The following is a 23,220-nucleotide window of genomic DNA, read 5'->3' on the forward strand; positions in this document are numbered from 1 at the left end:
GCAGGATCGCGGGCAGACTCGCCGGCCGAAGGGCTGCGGGGCGGCCCGGACTGCCCTTGCGGGCAAGGGAACTGCCCCCGGTGAGGCACCGGAGGACGTTTCGGGATGCGCGCTTCGCGCGTGAGGGTGGGATTGTTCCTGTCTCGTACCCCGAGGAGAGCAGAGCATGCCGTCCTACCTGTCGCCCGGCGTCTACGTCGAGGAGGTGGCCAGCGGCTCGCGCCCCATCGAGGGGGTGGGCACGTCGGTGGCGGCCTTCGTGGGCCTGGCCCCGACCGGTCCGCTGAACGAGCCGACGCTGGTGACCAACTGGACGCAGTACGTCGCGTCCTTCGGTGAGTTCACCGACGGGTACTACCTCGCGCACTCCGTCTACGGCTTCTTCAACAACGGCGGCACGGCGGCCTACGTCGTCCGTGTCGGCGGCACCCGGGGAGGCGCCGACGGCGCCGTCGACGCGCCCGCCGCCGTCGGGAGTCCGGCCGCGCCGGCCGCGCTGCCGCCCGGCGAGGCCAAGCAGCTCGGCACCTTCACGGTGAGCGCGGTGGCCTCGGGTGACCTGAGCGTCGAGGTCGCCGACCCGGAGGGCGAAGGCCCCGCCGAGCGCTTCAAGCTGGTCGTCAAGGACGGCGGCAAGGCCGTCGAGACCTTCGACGTGACCGCGAAGAAGGGCGGCCGCAACTACGTCGTCACGCAGGTCAAGGAGCGCTCCAAGCTCATCACCGTGACCGAGGCCGCGCCCGCCGCGCAGCTGGCCCGTCCGGAGAACCAGACGGTGGCCCTCGTGGCCCCGACCCCTGCCCCGGCGTCCGCGTCCCCCGTCGCGGACGCCGGTTCTCACCCCGGCCCCGCCACCTACCTCGGCGACTCGGCCGACCGCACCGGCTTCGGCGGCCTGGAGGCCGTCGACGAGGTGTCCATGGTGGCCGTGCCCGACCTGATGGCCGCCTACCAGCGCGGCGCGATCGACCTGGAGGCCGTCAAGGCCGTCCAGCTCGGCCTGATCGCGCACTGCGAGCTGATGGGCGACCGGGTCGCGGTCATCGACCCGCCGCCCAGCCTCAACGCCCGCCAGATCCGGGTCTGGCGCCAGGAGACGGCCGGCTACGACTCCAAGTACGCGGCCCTGTACTACCCCTGGATCAAGACCTTCGACCCGGCCTCCGGCCAGTCCCGGCTGATCCCGCCGTCCGGCCACGTGGCCGGCGTCTGGGCCCGCAACGACGCCGAGCGCGGTGTCCACAAGGCCCCCGCGAACGAGGTGATCCGCGGCGCGGTCGACCTGGAACTCCAGATCACCCGCGGCGAGCAGGACCTGCTGAACCCGATCGGCGTCAACTGCATCCGCGCCTTCCCGGGCCGGGGCATCCGCATCTGGGGCGCGCGCACGCTGTCCTCCGACCCGGCCTGGCGCTACCTGAACATCCGCCGGTACTTCAACTACCTGGAGGAGTCGATCCTGATCGGCACCCAGTGGGTGGTCTTCGAGCCCAACGACCACAACCTCTGGGCCCGTATCCGGCGCAACATCTCCGCGTTCCTGGTCAACGAGTGGCGCAGCGGCGCCCTGTTCGGGCAGCGGCCCGAGGAGGCGTACTACGTCAAGTGCGACGAGGAGACCAACCCGCCGGAGTCGGTCGACGTCGGCCGCGTGATCTGCGAGATCGGCATCGCGCCGGTCAAGCCGGCCGAGTTCGTGATCTTCCGGCTGGCCCAGTTCTCCAGCGGCAGCGGCGAGCTCCAGGAGTAGCGGACCCCCGGGTCCCAACCCCCTTGTTTCCCAGGCATCTTGAGAAGAACGGGCAGTAACACATGAGTCTCCAGCCGGGTGACGCCCTCACATCGCACAATTTCGGCCTGCAGATCGACGGCGTGATGGTCGAGTACCTCGCCGAGGTCAGCGGCATGACGATGGAGCAGGACGTCATCACCTACCAGCAGAACACGCCGGACGGGAAGAACCACGTCCGCAACCTGCCGGGCGTGAAGAAGAACGGCACCTGCACGGTCGTACGCGGTATGACCCAGTCCTCGTCGTTCACCCAGTGGATCAACGAGTCGATCAACGGCCAGATGGCCACGGCCCGCAAGAACGCCTCCATCATCATGATGGACTTCGAGAACAACCCGGTGAAGCGCTACAACCTGCGCAACGCCTGGTGCAGCAAGATCGACACCAGCACGGTCAAGGCGGGCGAAGCGGCCGCGCTGACCGAGACGGTGACCATCACGTTCGAAGAACTGGTCATCGAGTAATGAGGCGTTCGGCTGCCAGGGCCGGGGGAGTGGGCGCGCCGCTCGCACCGGAGGAGCCGGCGCCCCAGGCCCCTCAGCAACCGGAGACACCCGTCGAGGTGCTGCGCACGGAGTTCCCGTTCCAGCTGCCCCGCGGGTACGTCGACGAGCACGGCACCGTCCACCGCGACGGCGTGATGCGCCTGTCCACGGCACGGGACGAACTGATCCCGCTCCGGGACGTGCGCGTCCAGGAGAATCCCGCGTTCCTGTCGGTGGTACTGCTCGGCCGGGTCATCACCCGGCTCGGCACGCTCTCCTTCGTCCACGACGGGATCGTGGAGAACATGTTCGCCTCCGACCTGGCGTTCCTGCAGGACTTCTACCGCCAGATCAACGCGGAGGGCCACACCCGGGCCGCGGTCAACTGCCCGCACTGCTCGGAGCCCTTCGAGGTGGAACTCGGCGGGAGCCGCCTGGGGGAATCGTGACGTACGCGACCGACCGGCTGCACGAGGAGATCGCGTACGTCGCCTACCACTTCCACTGGAGCCTGGAGGACATCCTGGACCTGGAGCACGCCGACCGCCGCCGTTACACGGCGGAGATCGCGTCCCTGGTGACCCGGGCGGCCTCCGCAGGGGCGGAGGGCTGAGCGGTGGGGTTGTGGGATCGGATACGGGGGCGCGGGGCGGCAGCGACCGGGGCCGGGGCCGAGGCCTCTGTCGAGGCGCCGCGTCCTGTCGAGGCGCCGCGTCCCGTGGTGGCGGCGGCCTGGTCCGGGCTGCCGCCGATTCAGCGTGCGCTGGGGACGGCGGCCGGGCCGGTCGCGGACTCGGGGTTCGGCGGCCGACTGCCGACCTGGCAGAACCCGTCGTTCATGGGCATGCGCTCGCACGCGGTCCTGGACGGCGAGTCGAGCGCGGGCCTGTCCGGCGGCGGCCGCACCGGGACAACCGGTACGGGGGCCGTGTCCGGCCTGGAACGCCCGGTGCAGCGGCTGCCGTTGTCGGGTCCGGCCGACTCGGCCGGCCTGACGGGAACGCCGGGCCTGACGGGTCCGGCCACCGGCCGGACCTCGGCGGTTCCGGTGGTGCCGCTGCGGGCGATACGAGCAGGATCTTCGACGCCGGTGGGCGGGGGCGGGCCGACCGCGGGTGGTGGGCCGGCTTCGGCTGCGGGTTCGGCTGGACCTGCGGGTGCGGGTGGAACTAGGCGTTTGGCTGGGGCCGGGAGTGCGGGTTCGGCTGGGGCTGCGGGTTCCGGTGCGGGTTCGGCCGGGGCTGCGGGTGCGCCTGGTTTCGTGAGGTCGGCTGGGTCTACCGGGTCCGCTGGATCGGTGGGTTCGGCTGGGTCGGCGGTGCAGCGCGCGCCGGCGGTGCAGAGGGTTCCGGTGGTGCAGCGCGCGCCGGTGGTGCAGCGGGTTCCGGTGGTGCAGCGCGCGCCGTCGGCGGGGCAGCGTGGCGGTGGTGCGGCCGCGCGGACGCCGGGGACAGGAGCGGGAGCGGTACGGAGCGGGGGGAGTGCGCCGATACCGGCGACCCCGTCGGCTTCCTCGACCCCGTCCACCCCGTCGTCCACGACCCCTTCGACCCCTTCGACCTCGCTTACTTCGCCGATGTCCCCGACTCCGTCGGTCTCCCCGACTCCGCCGGTCTCCTCGACCTCGCCTACACCTACTTCGCCGATGTCCTCGGCACCTTCGACCTCCGCGACCCCGTCGGTCTCCTCGGCCGCGTCCACCTCGCCGGCTTCCTCAACCTCGTCCACCCCGTCGGCGTCCTCGACCTCGTCGGCCTTCCCAGCCGCGCCGGCCCCGTCGGTTTCCTCCACCCCCTCCGCTCCCCCAGCTGCGTCGGCCGCCTCGGTCGTAGCGGCCCCCGCGATCTCCTCGACCCCGTCGTTCTCCTCGGGCTCCTCCGCCACGAGGACCGCTGGGGACGGGCGGCGGGCGGTGCCTGCTGTGCAGCGGGCGGTGGCCGTCGTGCCGGCGGCCGTACCGGTGGCATGGGCTCCGCAGGCGGCTCCGGTCGCTCCGGCTCCGGCCACCGGTCCGCGGGTCACGGCCGCACCGCCCGTCCCGCCTCGCCGCAGCGCGCTGACGCATGCGCCGGTGGGCACGTCGGTGACGGCCGTGCAGCGGCGGACGTTGCCGTCGGCGCCCAGGACGGTGACGAGCGAGAGTGCGGTGTCGGCATCGGGTGAGGGTGACCGAGCCGCGGGCGAAACGGCGGCGGGCGGTGCCGGGGATCCGGTGCCGGTGAGCGGCGGCTGGTCGTCGCCTCCGCACGAGGGTGGCCGTACCTCCCCCGATACCTCCACGCATGCCCCGGGCGGCGCTCCGTCCGGACCGGCACCGGCACCGGCCGCCGTACAGCGGTCCGCGTCCGGTGGCCGTGGTACGGCAGCGGCTCCCGTGTCTCCCAGGGCCACGGAACGTACGGCACCTCCGCGTGCCCCTGCCACGCCCCCTGCGACACCCCCGGTGCCCCCGACGCCCGCGCCGTCCGCCGGGTCCCCGGACCGCGGCGGGCCTTCCGGCATGTCCGGCGCCGGAACGCGGACCCCGGTGCAGCGGCGGACGGTGAGCGGTACCCCGAGCGGCAGCCCCGCGACGCCTCCCGTGCAGCGCCGTACGGCCACGGGCCCGGCCGCCCCGCACACCCCCGCCCCGGAAGGCGGTCGTACGGCGGGGAGTTCGGCACCGCGGCCCATGACCGGCCCCACCACCGAAGCCGCCGCCGCTGCTTCGCCCACCCCCGGCACCGTGCCCCCTGCCGTGTCGCAGAGTCGGCGAGCCTCGGTCTCCCCGGCCGCGAGCGGTGGCCGCGAGGCGCCCGTGCAGCGGCGGGTCACGGAGAGCGCGGCCGCCACCGGCGCCGTACCGGCTGCCGTGCCGATGCCCGCGCATGAGCCCGGCAGGGTCGCGCCGGAAGGTACTTCGACAGCGTCCCGGCCCTCAGCGCCGGCTCCCGGCTCCCCTCGCCCTGGCCTCGGCGCCCCCCTCACGGGTACCGCCGGAGCTTCTCCGACGGACGGCGGCAAGGCGGGCGGGACGGGCGACGCGGCCGTGCAGCGTCGGCGGACGACGGAGCGATCCTCGGTCTCCTCCTCTCCCGACGGACCGACACCGCCGCGTCCGCGTGAGCGGGCAGCCGCCCCGTCCACCGGCCCGGCCACGACGGCCCGGCCCGCGTCGGCACCGGCGCCGAAGCCGGCTTCCGCTTCCGCTTCCGCCTCCGCATCCGTGCAGCGCGCCACGGCGACCACCCCCGGCGCCCCCCGCCTCGGTCTCGGCGCCCCCGTGACCGGCCCGGCCGCGAGCGCGGCTCCGGCGAGGCGTGCCGGGCACAGGGCGGCGGTGCCGTCCGTGCGGCGGCGGCAGGCGCCGAGCGGTCCGGCGGTCCGGCCGGCCGCCGGCTCCGGCCCGGTGCCCGAACCGCCCCGGCAGGCACCGCCGGCCGCCCCGTCAGACCTGCCGACGCCGACGGTCGAACACGTCCGGTCCACCCCCGCCGCCCCGGCGATGCCGCCTCCACCGGCTCTGCCCGTCCCCGCACCGACGGGTCCTTCGCCGTTTCCCCCCTTCCTCCAGCGTGCCGCCGCTCCCGCCACTCCCGGTCTCGGCGCCCCTCCGGCATCCGGCCGGAGCCGGTCGCAGTCACCACCCCTGCCCGCGAGCGCCACCCCGTCCCCCACCCGACCGGCGCCGGCGCCCCGGCCCCCCTCCGTGCAGCGAGCGGCAAGCCCCGGTGCCGCCCTGCCCGTCAAGCCGAACACCACCGCCGCGCCCACCCACCCCGTACCCCTGCGCGCCGCCACCCCGATCTCCGCCACCGCCCCCCTCCCCGTGGCGCCCCTGAACCGCCCCACCGTCCAGCGCGACGCACTCCCCACGACCACCGTGAAGGAGACGCCGATCACCAGCGCCCGGGCCGAGCGGCAGCCACCGCCTCCCACCGACCCGCCACCCTCGTACTCCGGCACATCCTCCGGCTCCGGATCCGGCTCCGGTTCCGGCTCCGGCTCCGGTTCGTCCTCGGACAGTTCGCCCCCCGGGTACTCGGCGGTCGAGGAGGGCGGTTTCGACCCGCGCGCCCTCACCGAGTTCCAGGTGGACGCCCTCGTCCACCGGATCATCGACCGGGTCACCCGGCACGTCCGCACCGAACTCCGCCGCGACCGCGAACGCGTGGGAAAGCTCCGCGACTTCCGCTCCTGACCACGACGACCGCGCACCCACCCCACAGAAAGGCCCCCGATGGATCGCCAGGACCCGGGAACCACAGTCTGGTTCAGCCTCTCCATCGACGGCGAGGACCTCGGTTACTTCAACGGGTGCGAGGGGCTGTCGTCGCAGGTGGAGATCGAGCAGCGGCAGGAGGGCGGCAACAACGGGTTCGTGTGGCAGCTGCCGACCCGTGTCACCTTCTCCCACATCCGGCTGACCCGGCCGCTCACCCCGGACACCTCGAAGGTCGCGAAGTGGATCTCGTCCGTGCAGACGGGGATCGAGCGGCCCACCGGGCAGATCACGGCGCTGCGCGCGGACGGTTCGGAGGTGGCCCGGTGGGGGCTCCTTGACGTGCTGCCGGTGAGCTGGCAGGGGCCATCCCTGGACGCGGGCAATCCGTCCGTGGCCACGGAGGTCCTGGAGATCGCCCATCACGGCTTCACCGACTGAGCGAACCAGCGAACAGCGCGAACCGAGCGATCAGCGCGAACCGAGCGAACCGAGCGATCAGCGCGAACCGAGCGAACAGCGCGGGCAGATCGAGCAGAGCGGACTGAGAGGCAGATCAGATCATGGCCAGGAGCAGCCGGGGCGCCGGCAAGAGCCTCGTGCGGGCCACCCTCGCGATACATGAGCCGCCCGTGGGCACCAGCACCAGCCCGGGCGGCATCATCAAGACGTTCGGCTTCGAGTTCAACCCGGCGGAGCTGTCGATCGCCCGCCGGGCGGACTGGAAGTCGTCGGCGGCGCCGATCGAACGGGACGGCGCGCTGCCGGAGTTCCTCGGCACCCACCCGCGCGAGATGAGCGTGGAGATCTTCCTGGACCGGTCCGACGACCCGGACAGCAACGACGTGATGAAGAAGGTGGAGTCGTTGCTGGCCTGCTGCGAGGTCACCAGCAAGAGCATCGCGGCCAAGCAGCCGTCGCCGCCCTGGGTGGTGTTCCAGTGGGGCTCGTTCTCGACCGCCCACTTCACGGCGTACGTCGCCTCCGTCGACGTCTCCTACTCCCTGTTCGGGACCAGCGGGATGCCGATCCGGGCCAGCTGCCGGCTTCAGCTGCACGAGATCCCGAGCAAGACCGCGGGACAGAACCCGACGTCCGGCGCGCTCACCGCGCAGCGCGTGCACCGGGTCGTGGCCGGCGACTCGCTGCAGTCGCTGGCCTGGCGGGAGTACGGCAACGCGGCCGCCTGGCGGGCGATCGCGGACGCCAACGGGATCGACGACCCGGGGTGGCTGCCCACGGGGACGGAACTGGTGTTGCCGGCCGCCGAGGAGGTGCGGTCCTGATGGTGAAGCACGCTTTCTCGAACGTCGTCAAGGTCGTCATCGGCGGCAAGGAGCTGACGGCCACCTCGGAGTACGGGCGGTATCTCGTCGACGCCCACGTCGACCAGGGCGTCGGGGTGCCGGCCGCCTTCCAGCTGACCTTCCGCGACCCGTCCCGCAAGCTGCTGGGCAAGCTGGGCGTCCAGTTCGGCACCCCGGTGGTGATCACGCCGGTCTCCGACGGGCAGGGCACCGGCGACCCGCTGCTCACCGGTGAGGTCACGGGGCTGGAGGCCGAGTACGACGGCACCGGCAGCTACGCGGTGGTCCGCGGCTACGACTACGGGTTCCGGCTGATGCGGCAGCGCCGCGTCGTCGCCTACCGCAACCAGACCGCCTCCGACATCGCCCGCAAGCTGGCCGCGCAGGACGGCGTGCCGGTCGGGCGGATCCAGGCCACCAAGACCGTCTACGAGTTCATCAGCCAGTCGAACGTCACCGACTGGGACTTCCTGGCCCGGCTCGCCGACGAGAACGAGATGGTCATGTCGGTGGACGCGGACGGCAAGTTCCAGTTCGTGAAGCAGAAGAGCGCCTCGGGGGCGCCGTCGCCGCAGACCGACGGCGACAAGAGCCCGTTCGTGCTGGAGGCCGGGCACGACATCCTGCGGCTGCGCACCGCGGTCACCGCCTCCGACCAGGTGAACAAGGTCGAGTCACGCGGCTGGGACGTGCGCACGAAGAAGACGCTCACGGCGACCGTCACGCCGGCCGGTAACACCGGCTACAGCATCGGCACCACCCCGGGCGCGGCGGCCGGCGAGTTCAAGACGTCGAAGCTGGTCGAGACGCGGACGCCGTACGACAAGCAGTCCGAGGTGAAGTTCGCGGCCGACGCCCTCTCCGACGACGTCACCTCGACGTTCGCCGAGGTGGAGGTGGTCGTGCGGGGCAACCCGAAGCTGCGGCCGGGGGTTCCGGTGGCGCTCGCGGACGTCGGGGACCCCTTCGAGGGGAAGTACACGGTCACCTCGGTACGGCATGTCTTCGGCGACGCCAAGCACTACGAGACCTGGGTGACGGTCAGCGGCCGCCAGTGGCGGTCCCTGTACGGCGTGGCCTCCGGCGGCGCCTCGGACGCCGGCGCCGACCGGCAGCTCAGCGTGGCGCAGGCCCTGGTCACCGACGTACAGGACCCGCTGCAGCAGGGGCGGGTGAAGCTCAAGTTCCCGTGGCTGGACGACACCTACGTCAGCGACTGGACCCGGACCGTGCAGTGGGGCGGCGTGCGCGGCGGCGGGGTCTTCCCGATGGACGTCGGTGACGAGGTGCTCGTCGCCTTCGACCGGGGCGCCCTCGACCACGCGTACGTCGTCGGCGGCCTCTACAACGGAAAGGACAAGCCGACCAGGGTCAAGGACGTGCCGCTGCACGACGGCATGCGCGGCCGGGCCACCCGGCACACCGTCTCCGACCGGGTCGGCAACCGCATGGACCTGCTCGACCAGCGGGGCCGTAAACAGGGCGTCCGGCTGGCCAGCGGCGACGACAAACTCACCGTCTTCCTGGACCGGCAGCAGACCGAGATCACCGTGGACAGCAAGGGCAGCGTCTCCATCAAGGGCAGCAGGTCGGTGTCGGTCGAGGCCGGCGCCAACCTGTCCCTGAAGGCGGGCGGCGCGCTCAGCATCAGGAGCGGGGGACCGCTGTCCCTGCAGAGCGCGGAACTCGTCGACATCAAGGCGCCCGCGGGCGCGGTCTCCGTGAACGCCTCCGCCGTGAGCCTGATGGCGAACGCCGCGCTGTCGCTGCGCGGCAACGCCGCCGTCGCGCTCACCTCCCTCGCCACCGTGGCGATCCAGGCCCCGGAGGTGCCGGTCCTGGGCAACCTGATGATGGGCGGACTGACGGTGATGGTGATTCCGGCATGAGCGGGTGCGAGGTCTTCCCGGAGGGGCGGGTGCGGGGCTGATGGCAGAGCAGTTCGTCGGCTCCGGCTGGTCGTTCCCGTTGCGGATCGGACCCACCGGCGGCATCGCCCTGGTCAGCGGCGAGAAGGAGGTGGAGGAGGCCATCCGGCTCATCCTCTCCACGGCCCCCGGGGAGCGCCCGATGCGGCCGGAGTTCGGCTGCGCCATCCACGACCTCGTCTTCGCCCCCGTCAACGAGCAGACCGCCGGCCGTATCCAGCACGAGGTGCACGCCAGTCTCGACCGCTGGGAGCCCCGGATCGAGGTCGAGGACGTCGAGGTGACCACCGGCGCCGACCCGAGCGTGCTGATGATCGACGTCCGTTACTCGATCCGCGGCACCAACAACCCGCGCAGCCTGGTGTTCCCCTTCTACGTCATCCCCTCCCACGACGAGCCGGACCTGCCTCCCGCCTCCTCGGACCCCTCCGAAAGCGACCGCTGATCCCGATGGCCCTGCCCTCCCCGAACCTCGACGACCGCCGCTTCCAGCAGTTCGTCGACGACGCCAAGCGTTACATCCAGCAGCGCGCCCCGGAGTGGACCGACCACAACGTCTCCGACCCCGGCATCACGCTGGTGGAGACGGTCGCGCACATGGCCGACCAGATCGTGTACCGCCTCAACCGGGTCCCGGAGAAGAACCATCTCGCCTTCCTGGACCTGGTCGGCATCACGCTGTTCCCGCCGTCGGCCGCCCGTACCGACGTGACGTTCTGGCTGTCGGCGGCCCAGGAGGAACCGGTGCCGGTGCCGGTCGGCACGGAGGTGGCGACCCGCCGTACCGAGACGCAGGAAGCGGTGGTCTTCGCGACCGAGCGCGAACTGACCATCGTGCCCAGCGAGTTGCGGCACCTGCTGCGGCAGCAGCAGGGTTCGGCCGTCGTCGACCTCACCCACGAACTCGCCGAGGGCAAGAACCTGTTGTGCTTCACGGAGTCCCCGAACCCCGGTGACTGCATGCTGCTCGGCCTGTCCGCCGCCGTCCCGCACTGCGCGGTCGCCCTCGACCTGGACAGCCGGGTCGACGGTGTCGGCGTGGACCCGCGCCAGCCCCCGCTGGTGTGGGAGGCGTGGACGGAGGACGGCTGGCGGGAGTGCGAGGTCGACCGGGACGGCACGGGTGGCCTCAACCGCCCCGGCGAGGTCGTGCTGCACGTCCCCGGCGGTCACGTCCTGTCCCGCAACGGCGGCCTGGAGGCGAGCTGGCTGCGCTGCCGGGTCACCGAGCCGCGTGCCGACCAGCCCTTCTACACCACCTCCCCGACGGTCCGGTTCGTCGAGGCCTGCACGGTGGGCGGCACGACCGGCGCCGTGCACGCGGAGACCGTGGAGGACGAGGCGCTCGGCGAGTCGACGGGCCTGCCCGGCCAGCGCCTGCGGCTCGCCCACGCCCCCGTCGTCGGGGACACCCCGCCGCTGCTCCTGCAGACCGCCGAGCACGACGGTGAGGGCGGCTGGGTGGACTGGCAGGTCGTCCCGCACTTCGCGGCCTCGGGACCGTACGACCGGCACCTCACCCTCGACGCGACGACCGGCGAGATCGCCTTCGGCCCCGCGGTCCGCGAACCGGACGGCTCGCTGCGCCAGTACGGCACGGTGGCGGCGAAGGGAGCGGTCATCCGGGCCCGCCGCTACCGCACGGGCGGCGGCCGGGACGGCAACGTGGCCCGGGGGGCCGTACAGATCCTGCGCTCCTCCATCCCGTACGTCGCGGAGGTCGTCAACCGGGAGGCCGCGCGCGGCGGAGTGGACGGCGAGACGGTCGCCGAGGCGAAGGTCCGCGCGCCGATCACGCTCCGCGCCCAGGAGCGGGCGGTGACCCTGCGCGACTACGAGGAGCTGGCCCGCCGCGCCGCTCCGGAGACGGCCCGGATCACCTGCCTGGAGGGCGAGGAGGGCGAGCACGGGTCGTACGCGGTACGGGTGCTGGTGGTGCCGCAGGCCGTTCCGGACCCCGGCGGCCGCCTGCGCTTCGAGCAACTCGTCCCCGGCGACGCCCTGCTGGACCGCATCACCCGCTACCTGGACGAACGCCGGCTGATCGGCACCCGGCTGGCGGTCGGGCCGCCCTTCTACCAGGGCGTCACGGTCGTCGCCACGGTCCACGCCTTCCGTGGAGTGGACGTCGACCGGGTCCGCCGCCAGGCCCACGACGCCCTCTACCGGCACCTGGACCCGCTGACCGGCGGCGCGGACGGCAAGGGCTGGCCGTTCGGGCGCCCGGTGCAGTCGGGCGAGGTCTTCGCGGTGCTGCAGCGGGTCCCCGGCGTCGAGCTCGTCGACGAGGTCGTGCTGCACCCCGCCGACCCGCTCACCGGAAAGCGCGGCGACCCGACCGACCGCATCGACCTGGACGCCCCGTCCCTGGTCTTCTCCTACGACCACCGGGTCCGGGTGATCGGCGAATGACCGTCAACGACTCGACAGGAGGCGTCCGTTGAGAGGGTCCATCGACGGCCTCGGCTCCTCCGTCCCCATCGGCGCGATGCTCCCGGCGGTCTTCGCCGACGACGACCTGGCGCTGCGCTTCGTCGCCGGCCTGGACGACATGATCGCCCCGATCCCGAACGTCCTCGACTGCCTGCCCAGTTACTTCGACCCGGCCCTGGCCCCACTGGACTTCGCGGAATGGCTCGGCACCTGGGTCGGCGCGGAGACGGACGGCACGGAAGCGGAACCCCTGCTCCGTGCGGCCGTGGCGGCGGCCGCCTATCTGCACCGCATCCGGGGCACCCGCCTCGGCCTGTCCGAGGCGGTCCGGCTGGCCTTCGGCGTGACACCGGAGATCACGGAGAGCGGCGGCGCCGACTGGAACGCCCGCCCGCTGGGCCCCTTCCCCGGCGAAGCCCGCCCCCGCCTGCACGTCCACCTCGTGCTGCCCTCCCCCACCCCGGCCGACGAGGTCCGCCTGGAACACCTCGTGGCGGCCGCCCGCCCCGCTCACATGCCCTACACGGTCCAGGTGACCGCTTCTTCTTCGTCCGCCGAAAGGACCCCGCAGCGATGACGACCAACCGGAACTGCACGGAGTGCGGCACGGTCGCCGAACCGGGCCAGTCCTTCTGCGACGCCTGCGGCTCGGTACTGAGCTGGGCGGTGAGCGGGGGAGAGGCCCCACAGCAGGCCCCTGCCCCCGAGCCGACTCCGGCACCGGCACCGGCGCCGGCCCCGGCACCGACTCCGTCAGCGACCCCGGCCGCCCCGGGCTGGGACGCCTTCACCCGCGGGGACGGCGGAACGGGCTTGGCCTCCCCCCAGCGGGACCTACAAGGAACGGCGACGACAGCGCCCCTTCAGGGGCGCGGGGCCGAGTCGGATGTGCGGCTACCACCGCGTGAGCGCGACCAGCCCCCACTCCCGGTCACCACACCCACGGCGGAAACCACCCCTGTCCCTGCACCCGCCCCCATTCCTGCACCCGCCCCCATCCCCGCCACCCCCGCTCCCCAGGCCGCCGTCACCGACACCGCCGCCCAGCCCCCGCAGGGACTCGCCGAAGGCGACCACGACCGAGCCCGGCGTCTGCTCATCCCCGTGACGGACCCCAACCCCCCCGCCCCGGCCCCCGCTTCCGTCACCCCCGTCCTCCCCGGCCGCCCCACCCCCCAGCGCCCCCAGTCCGTCCGCGCCCCCGGCGAGGACCTCGGCGCCCACGGCGGCACCCCCTGCCCCTGGTGCGCCACCCCCAACCGTCCCGACCGCCACTTCTGCACCCGCTGCGCCATGCCCATGGCCGGCCACGGCCACGCCGCGGCTTCGGCCCCCCGGCCCTGGTGGCGCCGTATCTTCGACTTCCGCAACCGGGAGACCCCGTGGGCCGGCGACCGGCCCCGCCTGCGCCGTACCTTCGACCGCGTGCTGACCTGGCTCGGCGCGGCCGTCGTCATCGCGCTCGTCACGGTCCTGGCGTTCAACATCCCGAACGCGGTGAGCGCCACCCGCGACCACTTCGCCAAGCGCGCCCAGGTCTCCCCGGACCGGGTCAGCGCGTCCCGCTCCTACGCCGGTCACAAGCCGGACCTCGTCTTCGACAAGCTGAACAACACCTGGTGGGGCCCCGGCGTGGTCCAGGGCGGCGTGGGCGAGTGGATCGAGGCGCGCTTCGACGAACCGACGCGCCTGCTGAACGTCGTCATCTCCTCCGGCGAGTCGAAACGCTTCGACCAGCTGAAGAAGTCGGCCCTGCCGCACCGGATGAAGGCGACCATCAAGACGTCGGACGGCAGGACGGAGACCCGGGAGATCACCCTCGACCAGACGGCCGGCGGTCAGACCCGGGACTTCCGCGCCAAGAACGTCATCTCGGTCCGCTTCACGATCGAGTCGTCGTACCAGGCCTCGGGGGCCACCCAGGTGGCCATCGCCGAAATAGAGTTCTTCGGCCCGTCGAGCGCGAACTCCTCCTGACAAAATGGTGATGTCATAATCCGGCCGTGGCCGAAAAGGACGCAGGGGAGCGGCGCGGCGCGCGCAGGATCCGGCGCGATGTCCCGCTGGGCCATGCGGCCCTCATGGTCGTGGGCAACAGGGTGCTGAAGTTCTTCGGCACGCTGCTCCTCCTCGCCTTCGCGCTCGTCTCCGGTTCCGGATTCTCCATCGGCAGGTTGCTGCACGCCGTGCTCAACCTGGTCGCGGGCCTGGTGGTCGTCTGCCTGCTCCTCTGGCTCCTCGACCGTCTCCGGTCGAGGAGGGGCCGGCCGAGCCCGGAGAGCTGAAGACCCCTATTTCCTCATCAGGGACCGGTAGACGGCCGTGGACCTGGGGTTGCCCCGGCACCTCCACACCCCGTGCGGGCAGTAGTCGGTGATGGTCTGGTAGAGCGGCCGGTTGTCCGCGAACCACTTGACCATGCCCTTCATGTACGCCGGGTCGTCGCCGTTCTCGTACAGCCCCCACTCGGGGTACGAGACCGGCTTGCCGTGGGCGCGGGCGAAGGCGACCTGCGCCCGCAGCCCGTACGGCTCGGTGACCTGTTCCGCGAAGGACATCCCGCGCGGGGAGTCGTAGGCGTCCATGCCGACGATGTCCACGAACCGGTCCCCCGGATAGCACCGGGTCCAGGGGACCGCGTCCCGACCCCGGTTGGGCGTGAAGTCGAACCGGAACCGCTGGCCGGGCACCGACCGCATCGCCGTGACGATCCGCACCCAGTACGCCTTCCAGGCGGCCGGGTCCGGTCCGCAGCGGTGGGTGTACGTCACCCCGTTCATCTCCCAGCCGAGCACCACGACGGTGTCCGGCGCGCCGACCGACACCAGTCGCCGGGCCAGCGTCCGGAAGTGTCCGTCGTACCGCCCCTGCGCCCCGAACCGGAGCTGCCGGCGCACCTCGGCGTCCGGCAGATGGGCCTCCGTGCCCTCCAGCATCGGCACGTTGAGCACGAGGAGCCGGTCCGGCTCGGCCCGTCGCCAGTTCGCCCACAGCCGTACGAAGTCGGGGGCGCCCTCGATGTTCCGCCACACGTCGCCGGGGAGGTAGGTGTGCCCGACCCGGGGTTCCTCGTGCCCCAGCCAGCTGCCGAGCGCGCTCACCCGGCGCACACCGTCGGCGCCGTAGCCGACGTACGCCCCGAAGGGGCCGGGGGCGGCGAGCCGTGCGGTCTCCGGGCGGGAGATGGGGAGCAGGAACAGGGCGACCATGGTGGCGACCAGGAGGAACTTCAGACGTGCCATGAGGTGAGTCTGGCCGCTCCGGAGGGGCGAGTTGCCCGTTGTGGGCATCTTGGACTGCTGTGCGAGGACCCCGGCCGCCGGCGCCCGGCGCGGTTACGGCGGTACGGGCACCCCGTGCTGCCGCAGCCACGGCAGCGGTGCCACGGTAGAGCCCATGGCGGGGCCGGTGCGGACCTCGAAGTGCAGGTGGGGGCCGTCCGCGTTGCCGGTCGAGCCGGCGGAGCCGATGCGCTGGCCGGCCGAGACGGGCTGTCCGGGACGGACGTTGACGACGGACAGGTGGGCGTACTGGGTGTAGCAGCCGTCCGGGTGGCGTAAGACGACCTGGTTGCCGTAGCCGTCGCCGCAGGACACGGTCACGACCCGGCCCGGGCCGACGGCGTACACGGGCGTGCCGGCCTCGACCGCGAAGTCCTGCCCGGTGTGCCGGTGTCTCCAGTGGTGGCCCTCGGCGGAGTAGCCGGCGGAGAGCCGGTAGCGGACCGTCGGGGCGCTCCACTGGCCGGTGGGCCCCTCGGACGGCGGGGTGCTGGACGTGCCGAAGGCGCAGTGCTCGGTGCGTGGGCCGGCCTTGGCGGGCGGGATGAGGAACGCGCCCGTCAGCAGGAGGACCATCGCGGCCGTCACGAGTCGTAGATCATCCGTTCGCATTGTCGGATCCTCGGACGGCCGGCCGGCCCCGGGGCGGCCTCACACGCCGGGTGCCGTGACTTTCGCCCGTTCGGATCCGGCGGTCAGATCGGGGCGCGGGGCCGGCCAGGGCGCTCGCGAGCAGGGAGAGCCGGCCACGCTGGGCGTCGGTGAGGGCCTGGATCTGCCGCTCGACCTCGGGCTCACGGCGCCGGACCAGGTTCTGCCGGCGGATCGTCTTCACCATGGCCGCGGACTGAACACCCGGCCCTCGGCCGCCCGTACTTGCGGGGACAGCGTTCGTCCGCAGATCGGAGTCCCCCGTGCACGCATCCGCAGCCATCGGCGTGACCGGCCTCGGAGTGATGGGCCGCAACCTGGCCCGGAACTTCGCCCGGCACGGCTACCCGGTCGCCGTCCACAACCGCACACCCGCCCGCACCCGCGCCCTGGTCGAGGAGTACGGCCACGAGGGCACGTTCGTCGGCGCCGAGACCGCCGCGGACTTCGTCGCCGCCCTCGAACGTCCCCGGCGGCTCATGATCATGGTGCAGGCCGGTGCCGCCACCGACGCCGTCATCGACGAGTTCGTGCCGCTCCTCGAACCCGGTGACATCGTCATCGACGGCGGCAACGCCCACTTCGCCGACACCCGCCGCCGCGAGGCCGCCCTGCGGGAGAAGGGCCTGCACTTCGTCGGCGTGGGGGTCTCCGGCGGTGAGGAGGGCGCGCTCAACGGGCCGTCGATCATGCCGGGCGGCTCCGCGGAGTCGTACGCCGTCCTCGGGCCGATGTTCGAGGACATCAGCGCGAAGGTCGGCGGCGAGCCGTGCGCCACCCACGTCGGCGAGGACGGCGCCGGGCACTTCGTGAAGATGGTCCACAACGGCATCGAGTACGCCGACATGCAGCTCATCGCCGAGGCGTACGACCTGCTCCGCCAGGTCGGCGGCTACCCGCCGGCCGAGATCGCGGACATCTTCCGCCAGTGGAACGGCGGCCGGCTCGGCTCCTACCTCATCGAGATCACCGCGGAGGTGCTCGCGCACGTCGACGCCGCCACCGGTGCGCCGTTCGTCGACATCGTCGCCGACGCGGCCGGGCAGAAGGGCACCGGGCGCTGGACCGTCCAGACCGCGCTGGACCTCGCCTCACCGGTCACCGCGATCGCCCAGGCGACCTTCGCCCGTGCCGCGTCCGGCCGTGGCGAACTGCGTTCCGCGTACGCCGGGTTGCCCGGTGGTACGACGCCCCCGCTCAGCGCCACCGAGGCCGACCGTTTCGCCTCCCGTGTCGAACACGCCCTGTACGCCTCCAAGATCATCGCCTACGACCAGGGCTGGACGATGATCCAGGACGCGGCCGCCGAGTACGGCTGGAAGATCGACCTCGGCGCGGTGGCCCGGATCTGGCGGGGCGGCTGCATCATCCGCGCGTCGTTCCTGGACCGGATCCGCGCGGCGTACCGGGCCGACCCGGACCTCGTCGGCCTGCTGGCCGAGGGGGAGTTCGCGAAGGAGATCGCCGACGCGCAGGTGCCGTGGCGGGAGACGGTGGCCTCGGCGGCCCGCCGGGGCATCCCCGTCCCGGCGTTCTCGGCGGCCCTGTCCCACTACGACACGCTGCGGTCCCCGCGTCTTCCGGCGGCACTTCTGCAGGGGCAGCGGGACTACTTCGGCGCGCACACGTACGGCAGGGTCGACCGCGCGGGGGCGTTCCACACCCACTGGGCGACGGAGGGCCGCCCCGAAACGCAGGGCTGAGCAATGCTTTTAGGGGCGCGGGGAACTGCGCGATCAGCCACGACGATGTCGCATGTTGTCGTCTGCCGGTCCGTCGTGGCTTGTCGCGCAGTTCCCCGCGCTCCTTACGGGGCTCTGACGGCCTCGGCCGGAGGTACCGCGAGGGCTCTTCTCGTCGGCAGTTCGATCGTCACGTAGGAGGTGAGGAACACCGTCGCCGCCGCTGCCGGGAGCAGCCACACGGGTGGGCCGGGTCGAGGAGTTCCTGGACGCCCCGCACCGGGTGGCGGGCGGCGGCACCGCGATCGACCCCGAGGTCGTCGCCCAGCTGTGCACCCGCTCCCGGCAGGACACCCGCCTGGAGCGGCTGAGCCCACGCGAACGCGATGTCCTCGCCCTGATGGCGGAGGGCCTCGGCAACTCCGCCATCGCCGAACGCCTGGTCGTCACCGACGGTGCCGTGCACAAGCACATCCGGTCCATCTTCGCCAAGCTCGACCTGTCACCGGCCGGCCGGGCGGACCGCCGGGTCGCGGCGGTCCTGCACTACCTGGAGTACGCGCGGGCGCGTACTCGCTGATCCAGGTTCAGACGCGGACGCCGAACATGAACGGCCCGCCGATGGTGCTCATCGACTCGTAGCGGACGACCGTGCCGGTGCGCGGGGCGTGCAGGATCTGCCCGTTGCCCGCGTACAGGCCCACGTGGTGCAGGTCGTTGAAGAAGAAGACCAGGTCGCCGACCTGGAGGTCGGACGTCGAGTAGATCCTGGTGCCGATCCCCGTCTGGGACTCGGAGGTGCGCGGGATGGAGACCCCGGCCTGCGCGTAGGCCCAGGAGGTCAGGCCCGAGCAGTCGAAGGAGGACGGGCCGGTGGCGCCGTAGACGTACGGTGTGCCGAGCTTGGTCTTGGCGGCGGCGAAGGCGGCCGCGGCCCGGCCGGTGGCGGAGGTGTCGTTGCCGAGGTCCACCCGCTCGCCGGCGGAGCGGTTGGCGCGGTCCTGTTCGGCGGCGAGCGCGGCCTTCTCGGCGGCGGTGAGGCTGTTGAGCAGCTTCTGCGCCTCGGCCAGCTTGGCCTGGACTTCCTTCTTCTTCGTGCCGAGTTCGGTGCGGGTGGCGGCCAGGTCCTTGAGCGTGCCGGTGGCCTCCGCCCGCTCCTGGGCCAGTTCGCGCTGCTTGGCCTGGATCTTCTTCAGCGTCTCGACCTGCTGGCCGCTCAGCTGGTCCAGGGTGGAGGCCTTGTCCAGGTAGTCGTCCGGGTCGGCGGAGAGGAACAGCTGGAGGGACGGGTCGAGGCCGCCACTGCGGTACTGGGCGGTGGCCATGGAGCCGATGCCGTCCCGCAGTTCGTTCAGCTCGTCCTGGCCGCGCGCGACCGAGTCCTGCAGCGCGGAGATCTGCTTCTGGAGCTTCTCCTGCTTCTCCTTGGCCCCGTTGAACTTCTCGGTGGCCTGCTCGGCCTCCTCGTACAGCTTGTCGACCCGGGACCTGACCTCGTCCTTGCTGGGCTTCTCACTGGGCGCGGCGTTCGCGGCCTGCGAGGAGAGGACCACGGCGGCAGCGGCGGCGGTGGTGAGCACGGTGACCCGAGCACGGCCCGGCTGCTTGGGACGACGGTGGAACGCCACGGAGGCGATCTCCTTCCGAGCGAAGAGTCGAGCGGTGGATCAGGCAACGGATCAAGCGGTGGATCGTTCAACTGGTAGTACGAGTCACAGACATTAATGACTCTCTTATGTTCAGTTCAAATCTCCGCATGGAAGAAATCCGGCCACCTGTCGCCAACTGGCCTTCTCCGCCGGTCGGTCGCGGGGTGCCGGGCGCCGATTGTAAGGAACCTTGACAGTCAATTGGTCTAAACCAAATATGGGCGTCCATGAGACGCACTCGTGCCCTGCAGGCCGCCCTGACCGCAACCGCTCTGTCCACCGCGCTCGTTGCCGTCGGATCAGGCGCCGCGCACGCCTCCCCGCAGCACGCCGCGAAGCCGATGCCCGCACGGGTCGCGGCACCCTACTTCGAGGCCTGGACCGGTCAGAGCCCCGCCGCGCTCGCCGCCGAGTCCGGCAACAAGTACCTCACCCTGGCCTTCCTCCAGACGCCCGCCGCCGGCTCCTGCACCGCCGACTGGAACGGCGACGCCACCCAGCCGGTCTCCCGGTCGACCTTCGGCGCCGACATCGCCACCCTCCAGGCCCGCGGCGGCAACGCCGTCCCCTCCTTCGGCGGCTACGGCGCCGACACCACCGGCACCGAACTCGCCGACAGCTGCACCGACGTGGACGCCATCGCCGGGGTGTACGAGAAGCTCGTCACGACGTACGGCATCTCCCGCATCGACCTCGACATCGAGGCCGACTCCCTCGCCGACACCGCGGGGGTCGACCGCCGTAACCAGGCGATCGCCAAGGCGGAGCGCTGGGCCGACCGCACCGGCCACCCGCTCCAGTTCTCCTACACCCTGCCGACCACCACCAAGGGCCTGGAGGCCGACGGCCTGGCCGTCCTGCAGAACGCCGTCGCCCACCACGCGCGGGTGGACGTCGTCAACATCATGACCTTCGACTACTACGACGGCGCCACCCACGACATGGCGACCGACACCCGGACCGCGGCCGACGGCCTGCACGCCCAACTCGCCGCCCTCTACCCGCACAAGAGCGCCAAGGAGCTGTGGGGGATGGTCGGGGTCACCGAGATGCCCGGCATCGACGACTACGGCCCCGAGGAGACCTTCACCACCCAGAACGCCGTGGAGGTCGAGCACTGGGCCGCCGCCCGGGGCATCGACACCCTCTCCTTCTGGGCGCTCCAGCGCGACAACGGCGGCTGCGTCGGCACCGGCGGCTCCAACTCCTGCTCCGGAACCGCCCAGGACACCTGGCAGTTCAGTCACACCTTCGCCCGCTTCGCCGGCCCGCGGCGGTAAGGCCCAGGCCCCGCGCGGCATTCCCCGAGCTCCCGCTGCAACCCCGCTCCGCGCCCAGGGGTCTCCGCGCGGGCCTGGCGGACTGATCGGTGCGGCCGATGTCCCGGCCGGGCGTCCACAGGCTGTGGACGCCCGGCCGGTGAGCCTCTCAGGGTGATACGACCTTCCCGCCGAAGGTGACGTTCAGCTTGCCGTTCGACGCGAAGGACCAGCCGAGGGCGCCCGAGTAGGAGGAGCACCGGGAGCCGTTGGTGCCCGTCCAGAACTGGTTGGAGCTGTCGGCGTCGCCGACGGTCTTGTCGTTGGAGCCGTCGACCGCGAACCGGCACGAGGTGTCGGTCCGGAACACCGAAGTGCCCTTGTCGAAGGAGAAGTTGCGCTCGGCGTTGTCGATGCCGACGTTGTTCGAGACGGTCATGGTGCCGGGGTTGCTGTTGTAGGTGAACCCGTGGTGCCCGTTGCCGTAGGCGATGTCGTGCTGGACCACGTGGTTGACGGCGATGTCGTCGCCGCCGAGCTTGTAGCCGTTGCGGTCGCCGTCCCCGCTCTGGCTGCCGTCGCTGAGCGTGCCGTTGCCGTAGGAGAGCGAGTACTCGATGGTGACCGGCCCGATCGCCCCGGTGTCGGTCTTGGTGTAGAGGTCCCAGCCGTCGTCGATGTTGTGATGCGAGACGTCGTACCGGAAGACGTTCCCGGTCCCGGTGGTGAGCTTGCTGGCGAACCCGTCCGCGTCCTCCCCGTCGCTGTCTGCGTTGTCGTGCGACTCGGAGCTGACGACGAGGTTGCCGGCAGGCCACTGGCTGCTGGGCGTGCTGGAGGAGATCCGCCCGAGCTGCAGCCCGGTGTCGCGGTTGTAGGCGGTCACGGCACGCTCGATGACGTTGTTGCTGCCGCCGACGTAGATGCCGTTGTCACCGGCGTGCTGGACGGTGAGCCCGTACAGGTGCCAGTAGTTGGCGTACAGCTGGATGCCCCGGTTGGAGGAACTCTCGCTCTGTGAGGAGAAGTTGAGCACCGGCGTCTCGCCCGGGTAGGCGGAGAGGGTGGTGCGGGCGCCGGAACTGCCGTTGGAACCGGCCGGGATGGTCACGGTGGAGGAGTAGTTGTACGTCCCACCGCGCAGGTAGATCGTGCCGCCGGAGGCGATACGGCCGATCGCGGAGGTGAGCGTGGTCGGCGCCGACTGGGTGCCGGCCGCGCTGTCGGTGCCGGTCGGCGACACGTACAGGACGGTGGACGCGGCCTGCGCGGAGGTGCCGGACAGTGCGACGAGAGAGCCGGCGAGCAGGCCGACGGACGCGATGACTGGTCTCACATGCATCGTTCGTCTCCGTTCGTTCAGAGGTGTGACCGGACGTGCGGGACAGATGGCGACGGAAAGCGCTTTCTCTGTGAAGCTAGGGAGGGTGTCGTGGGCGCGTCAATAGTCATGTATGTAAAGAGAATTCAGATGTGTGATCACCGAGAATCGGTGACCGTTATTTCGATGGCAATCGGAATAGCTGTCGTCGGGCCCCGGTTGTGCCAGACATGGACGAGATCGTGGATGAGACGGACAAGATCGACCTGGGCGCCGTCGGTGCATGGCGCCACGAGGACACCGAGCCGGAGCTCGCCGTCGAGCTGGAACGCCTGGGCTACGGCACGCTGTGGCTCGGCAACGTGACCGACCCCGACCTGACCGTGGTCGAGCGACTGCTGGACGCCACCGAGACGCTGGTCGTCGCCACCGGCATCGTGAACATCTGGTCCAACCCGGCCGACCGGGTGGCCCGTTCGTACCGCCGGATCGCCGAGCGCCACCCGGGCCGCTTCCTGCTGGGCATCGGCGCGGGCCACCCGGAGGCGACCAAGGAGTTCGTACGGCCGTACCAAGCCCTGAACGACTACCTGGACGTCCTCGACGAGGGCGGTGTCCCGGTAGCCCGCCGCGCCCTGGCGGCCCTCGGTCCCCGGGTACTGCGCCTGGCCGGCGACCGCACGGCGGCGGCACACCCGTACCTGGTCACCCCGGACCACACCCGTCAGGCACGCGAGATCCTCGGCGCCGGACCGATCCTCGCCCCCGAGCAGAAGGTGGTCCTGGAGACGGACCCCGCCCGGGCCCGCGTCATCGGCGACGCCACCCTGGGCTTCTACCTGCACCTGACCAACTACCTCGGCAACCTCCGCCGACTCGGCTTCGACGACACCGACTTCGCGGACGGCGGCAGTGACCGCCTCTTCGACGCGCTGATCCTGCACGGCGAGGCGGCCCGGGTGGCGGAGGGCGTCCGAGCCCACCAGAAGGCGGGCGCCGACCATGTGGCGCTCCAGCTGCTGCACCCCGCGGACACCGACCCGCTGCCGGGATACCGGGCACTGGCGGAAGCGCTGGGGCTGGGCGGGGCGGGTGACGGCTCCTAGACGACCAGAGATCGTAGATGACGAGATGTCCTGGATGGCGAGATGCCGTAGACGCCCAGAGGTCGTAGAGGCCGGGAGCTCCTGGCCGGCCGGATGTCGTAGAGGGCGAGAGCTATCGGCTGACC

The 23,220-nt window shown here is 72.0% G+C and carries 21 protein-coding genes and 1 pseudogene; 17 read left to right on the top strand and 5 right to left on the bottom strand.

The features are described from left to right. The first annotated feature begins 166 nt into the window (after positions 1-166). The 4 genes from ACZ4N4_RS15035 (at position 167) to ACZ4N4_RS15050 (ending at position 2,890) form a co-directional block, all read left to right on the top strand. Positions 167-1,750, top strand: coding sequence for a phage tail sheath subtilisin-like domain-containing protein (locus tag ACZ4N4_RS15035; RefSeq protein WP_467588407.1), 1,584 nt, complete (start codon positions 167-169; stop codon positions 1,748-1,750). A 62-nt stretch (positions 1,751-1,812) separates the two neighbouring features. Beyond that, on the top strand, positions 1,813-2,256 hold the full coding sequence (locus ACZ4N4_RS15040) for a phage tail protein (RefSeq protein ID WP_189262970.1): 444 nt from the start codon (positions 1,813-1,815) through the stop codon (positions 2,254-2,256). Beyond that, positions 2,256-2,726, top strand: a complete 471-nt coding sequence (locus tag ACZ4N4_RS15045; RefSeq protein ID WP_450760172.1) for a hypothetical protein — start codon at positions 2,256-2,258, stop codon at positions 2,724-2,726. Before ACZ4N4_RS15040 ends, ACZ4N4_RS15045 begins: the two co-directional genes overlap by 1 nt. Then, entirely contained in the window at positions 2,723-2,890 is a 168-nt protein-coding gene (locus ACZ4N4_RS15050; protein ID WP_351316879.1) for a DUF6760 family protein, read from the top strand. The genes ACZ4N4_RS15045 and ACZ4N4_RS15050 overlap by 4 nt, the downstream gene beginning before the upstream one ends. A 140-nt stretch (positions 2,891-3,030) precedes the next feature. Here ACZ4N4_RS15050 and ACZ4N4_RS15055 read toward each other — a convergent pair whose 3' ends face one another. Further along, on the bottom strand, positions 3,031-4,992 hold the full coding sequence (locus tag ACZ4N4_RS15055) for a hypothetical protein (RefSeq protein ID WP_467588413.1): 1,962 nt from the start codon (positions 4,990-4,992) through the stop codon (positions 3,031-3,033). A gap of 973 nt (positions 4,993-5,965) precedes the next feature. Between ACZ4N4_RS15055 and ACZ4N4_RS15060 the strand changes: the two genes are divergently transcribed. The 9 genes from ACZ4N4_RS15060 to ACZ4N4_RS15100 all read left to right on the top strand — a co-directional run bounded on the left by ACZ4N4_RS15060 (position 5,966) and on the right by ACZ4N4_RS15100 (position 14,431). Continuing rightward, complete coding sequence (locus ACZ4N4_RS15060; protein ID WP_467588416.1) at positions 5,966-6,457, top strand: hypothetical protein; 492 nt, start codon at positions 5,966-5,968, stop codon at positions 6,455-6,457. 39 nt (positions 6,458-6,496) lie between these two features. Further along, the gene (locus ACZ4N4_RS15065) at positions 6,497-6,919 is read left to right on the top strand and encodes a phage tail protein (RefSeq protein WP_093500599.1); all 423 of its coding nucleotides are present in this window, start codon (positions 6,497-6,499) and stop codon (positions 6,917-6,919) included. 122 nt (positions 6,920-7,041) lie between these two features. Continuing rightward, positions 7,042-7,764: a CIS tube protein gene (locus tag ACZ4N4_RS15070; RefSeq protein ID WP_453382204.1), complete on the top strand. Its 723-nt coding sequence runs from the start codon at positions 7,042-7,044 to the stop codon at positions 7,762-7,764. Continuing rightward, complete coding sequence (locus ACZ4N4_RS15075) at positions 7,764-9,674, top strand: VgrG-related protein (RefSeq protein ID WP_453568672.1); 1,911 nt, start codon at positions 7,764-7,766, stop codon at positions 9,672-9,674. The genes ACZ4N4_RS15070 and ACZ4N4_RS15075 overlap by 1 nt, the downstream gene beginning before the upstream one ends. A gap of 40 nt (positions 9,675-9,714) precedes the next feature. Then, positions 9,715-10,158: a GPW/gp25 family protein gene (locus tag ACZ4N4_RS15080; RefSeq protein ID WP_453568674.1), complete on the top strand. Its 444-nt coding sequence runs from the start codon at positions 9,715-9,717 to the stop codon at positions 10,156-10,158. Between the two features lie 5 nt (positions 10,159-10,163). Beyond that, a complete protein-coding gene (locus ACZ4N4_RS15085; RefSeq protein ID WP_467588420.1) occupies positions 10,164-12,125 on the top strand; it encodes a putative baseplate assembly protein in 1,962 nt (653 codons plus the stop codon). Positions 12,126-12,153: 28 nt separating this feature from the next. Continuing rightward, on the top strand, positions 12,154-12,723 hold the full coding sequence (locus tag ACZ4N4_RS15090; protein ID WP_450760162.1) for a phage tail protein: 570 nt from the start codon (positions 12,154-12,156) through the stop codon (positions 12,721-12,723). Then, complete coding sequence (locus ACZ4N4_RS15095) at positions 12,720-14,123, top strand: zinc ribbon domain-containing protein (protein WP_467588423.1); 1,404 nt, start codon at positions 12,720-12,722, stop codon at positions 14,121-14,123. The genes ACZ4N4_RS15090 and ACZ4N4_RS15095 overlap by 4 nt, the downstream gene beginning before the upstream one ends. Positions 14,124-14,149: 26 nt before the next feature. Continuing rightward, on the top strand, positions 14,150-14,431 hold the full coding sequence (locus ACZ4N4_RS15100) for a hypothetical protein (RefSeq protein WP_467588425.1): 282 nt from the start codon (positions 14,150-14,152) through the stop codon (positions 14,429-14,431). 6 nt (positions 14,432-14,437) lie between these two features. On the opposite strand, the gene ACZ4N4_RS15105 is transcribed toward ACZ4N4_RS15100, so the two are convergent. Continuing rightward, positions 14,438-15,355, bottom strand: coding sequence for a glycoside hydrolase family 26 protein (locus ACZ4N4_RS15105; RefSeq protein WP_467589115.1), 918 nt, complete (start codon positions 15,353-15,355; stop codon positions 14,438-14,440). Positions 15,356-15,481: 126 nt separating this feature from the next. Beyond that, the gene (locus tag ACZ4N4_RS15110; protein ID WP_467588428.1) at positions 15,482-16,039 is read right to left on the bottom strand and encodes a M23 family metallopeptidase; all 558 of its coding nucleotides are present in this window, start codon (positions 16,037-16,039) and stop codon (positions 15,482-15,484) included. 302 nt (positions 16,040-16,341) lie between these two features. Here ACZ4N4_RS15110 and gndA point away from each other — a divergent pair, with 302 nt between their 5' ends. Both gndA and ACZ4N4_RS15120 read left to right on the top strand, forming a co-directional pair. Next, positions 16,342-17,781 (top strand): NADP-dependent phosphogluconate dehydrogenase, encoded by a 1,440-nt coding sequence (gene gndA / locus ACZ4N4_RS15115; protein ID WP_467588431.1) that lies wholly within the window; start codon positions 16,342-16,344, stop codon positions 17,779-17,781. Between the two features lie 220 nt (positions 17,782-18,001). Next, a pseudogene (locus tag ACZ4N4_RS15120) lies at positions 18,002-18,340 on the top strand (response regulator transcription factor); the annotation flags it as partial. Positions 18,341-18,347: 7 nt separating this feature from the next. Here the strand turns inward: ACZ4N4_RS15120 and ACZ4N4_RS15125 are convergent. Further along, a complete protein-coding gene (locus ACZ4N4_RS15125) occupies positions 18,348-19,388 on the bottom strand; it encodes a C40 family peptidase (RefSeq protein WP_467588434.1) in 1,041 nt (346 codons plus the stop codon). Between the two features lie 248 nt (positions 19,389-19,636). Here ACZ4N4_RS15125 and ACZ4N4_RS15130 point away from each other — a divergent pair, with 248 nt between their 5' ends. Continuing rightward, positions 19,637-20,689 carry a chitinase gene (locus ACZ4N4_RS15130; protein WP_467588437.1) on the top strand — a complete coding sequence of 351 codons (1,053 nt, stop codon included), beginning with the start codon at positions 19,637-19,639 and terminating at the stop codon, positions 20,687-20,689. A 148-nt stretch (positions 20,690-20,837) separates the two neighbouring features. Here the strand turns inward: ACZ4N4_RS15130 and ACZ4N4_RS15135 are convergent, their stop codons facing one another. Beyond that, positions 20,838-22,010, bottom strand: coding sequence for a right-handed parallel beta-helix repeat-containing protein (locus ACZ4N4_RS15135; protein WP_467588438.1), 1,173 nt, complete (start codon positions 22,008-22,010; stop codon positions 20,838-20,840). 221 nt (positions 22,011-22,231) lie between these two features. On the opposite strand from ACZ4N4_RS15135, the gene ACZ4N4_RS15140 reads away from it, so the two are divergent. Then, entirely contained in the window at positions 22,232-23,095 is an 864-nt protein-coding gene (locus tag ACZ4N4_RS15140) for an LLM class F420-dependent oxidoreductase (protein WP_467588441.1), read from the top strand. Positions 23,096-23,220 lie beyond the last annotated feature (125 nt).

The sequence above is a fragment of the Streptomyces sp. NPDC026538 genome (assembly GCF_055567535.1).

Excerpts from the sequence above, each read along its gene's own strand:
- ACZ4N4_RS15095 (WP_467588423.1), top strand. The coding sequence starts at position 12,720 with ATGACGACCAACCGGAACTGCACGGAGTGCGGCACGGTCGCCGAACCG.
- ACZ4N4_RS15085 (WP_467588420.1), top strand. The coding sequence starts at position 10,164 with ATGGCCCTGCCCTCCCCGAACCTCGACGACCGCCGCTTCCAGCAGTTC.
- ACZ4N4_RS15110 (WP_467588428.1), bottom strand. The coding sequence starts at position 16,039 with ATGCGAACGGATGATCTACGACTCGTGACGGCCGCGATGGTCCTCCTG.
- ACZ4N4_RS15080 (WP_453568674.1), top strand. The coding sequence starts at position 9,715 with ATGGCAGAGCAGTTCGTCGGCTCCGGCTGGTCGTTCCCGTTGCGGATC.
- ACZ4N4_RS15040 (WP_189262970.1), top strand. The coding sequence starts at position 1,813 with ATGAGTCTCCAGCCGGGTGACGCCCTCACATCGCACAATTTCGGCCTG.
- ACZ4N4_RS15065 (WP_093500599.1), top strand. The coding sequence starts at position 6,497 with ATGGATCGCCAGGACCCGGGAACCACAGTCTGGTTCAGCCTCTCCATC.
- ACZ4N4_RS15045 (WP_450760172.1), top strand. The coding sequence starts at position 2,256 with ATGAGGCGTTCGGCTGCCAGGGCCGGGGGAGTGGGCGCGCCGCTCGCA.
- ACZ4N4_RS15035 (WP_467588407.1), top strand. The coding sequence starts at position 167 with ATGCCGTCCTACCTGTCGCCCGGCGTCTACGTCGAGGAGGTGGCCAGC.
- ACZ4N4_RS15135 (WP_467588438.1), bottom strand. The coding sequence starts at position 22,010 with ATGCATGTGAGACCAGTCATCGCGTCCGTCGGCCTGCTCGCCGGCTCT.
- ACZ4N4_RS15130 (WP_467588437.1), top strand. The coding sequence starts at position 19,637 with ATGAGACGCACTCGTGCCCTGCAGGCCGCCCTGACCGCAACCGCTCTG.
- ACZ4N4_RS15075 (WP_453568672.1), top strand. The coding sequence starts at position 7,764 with ATGGTGAAGCACGCTTTCTCGAACGTCGTCAAGGTCGTCATCGGCGGC.
- ACZ4N4_RS15070 (WP_453382204.1), top strand. The coding sequence starts at position 7,042 with ATGGCCAGGAGCAGCCGGGGCGCCGGCAAGAGCCTCGTGCGGGCCACC.
- ACZ4N4_RS15105 (WP_467589115.1), bottom strand. The coding sequence starts at position 15,355 with ATGGTCGCCCTGTTCCTGCTCCCCATCTCCCGCCCGGAGACCGCACGG.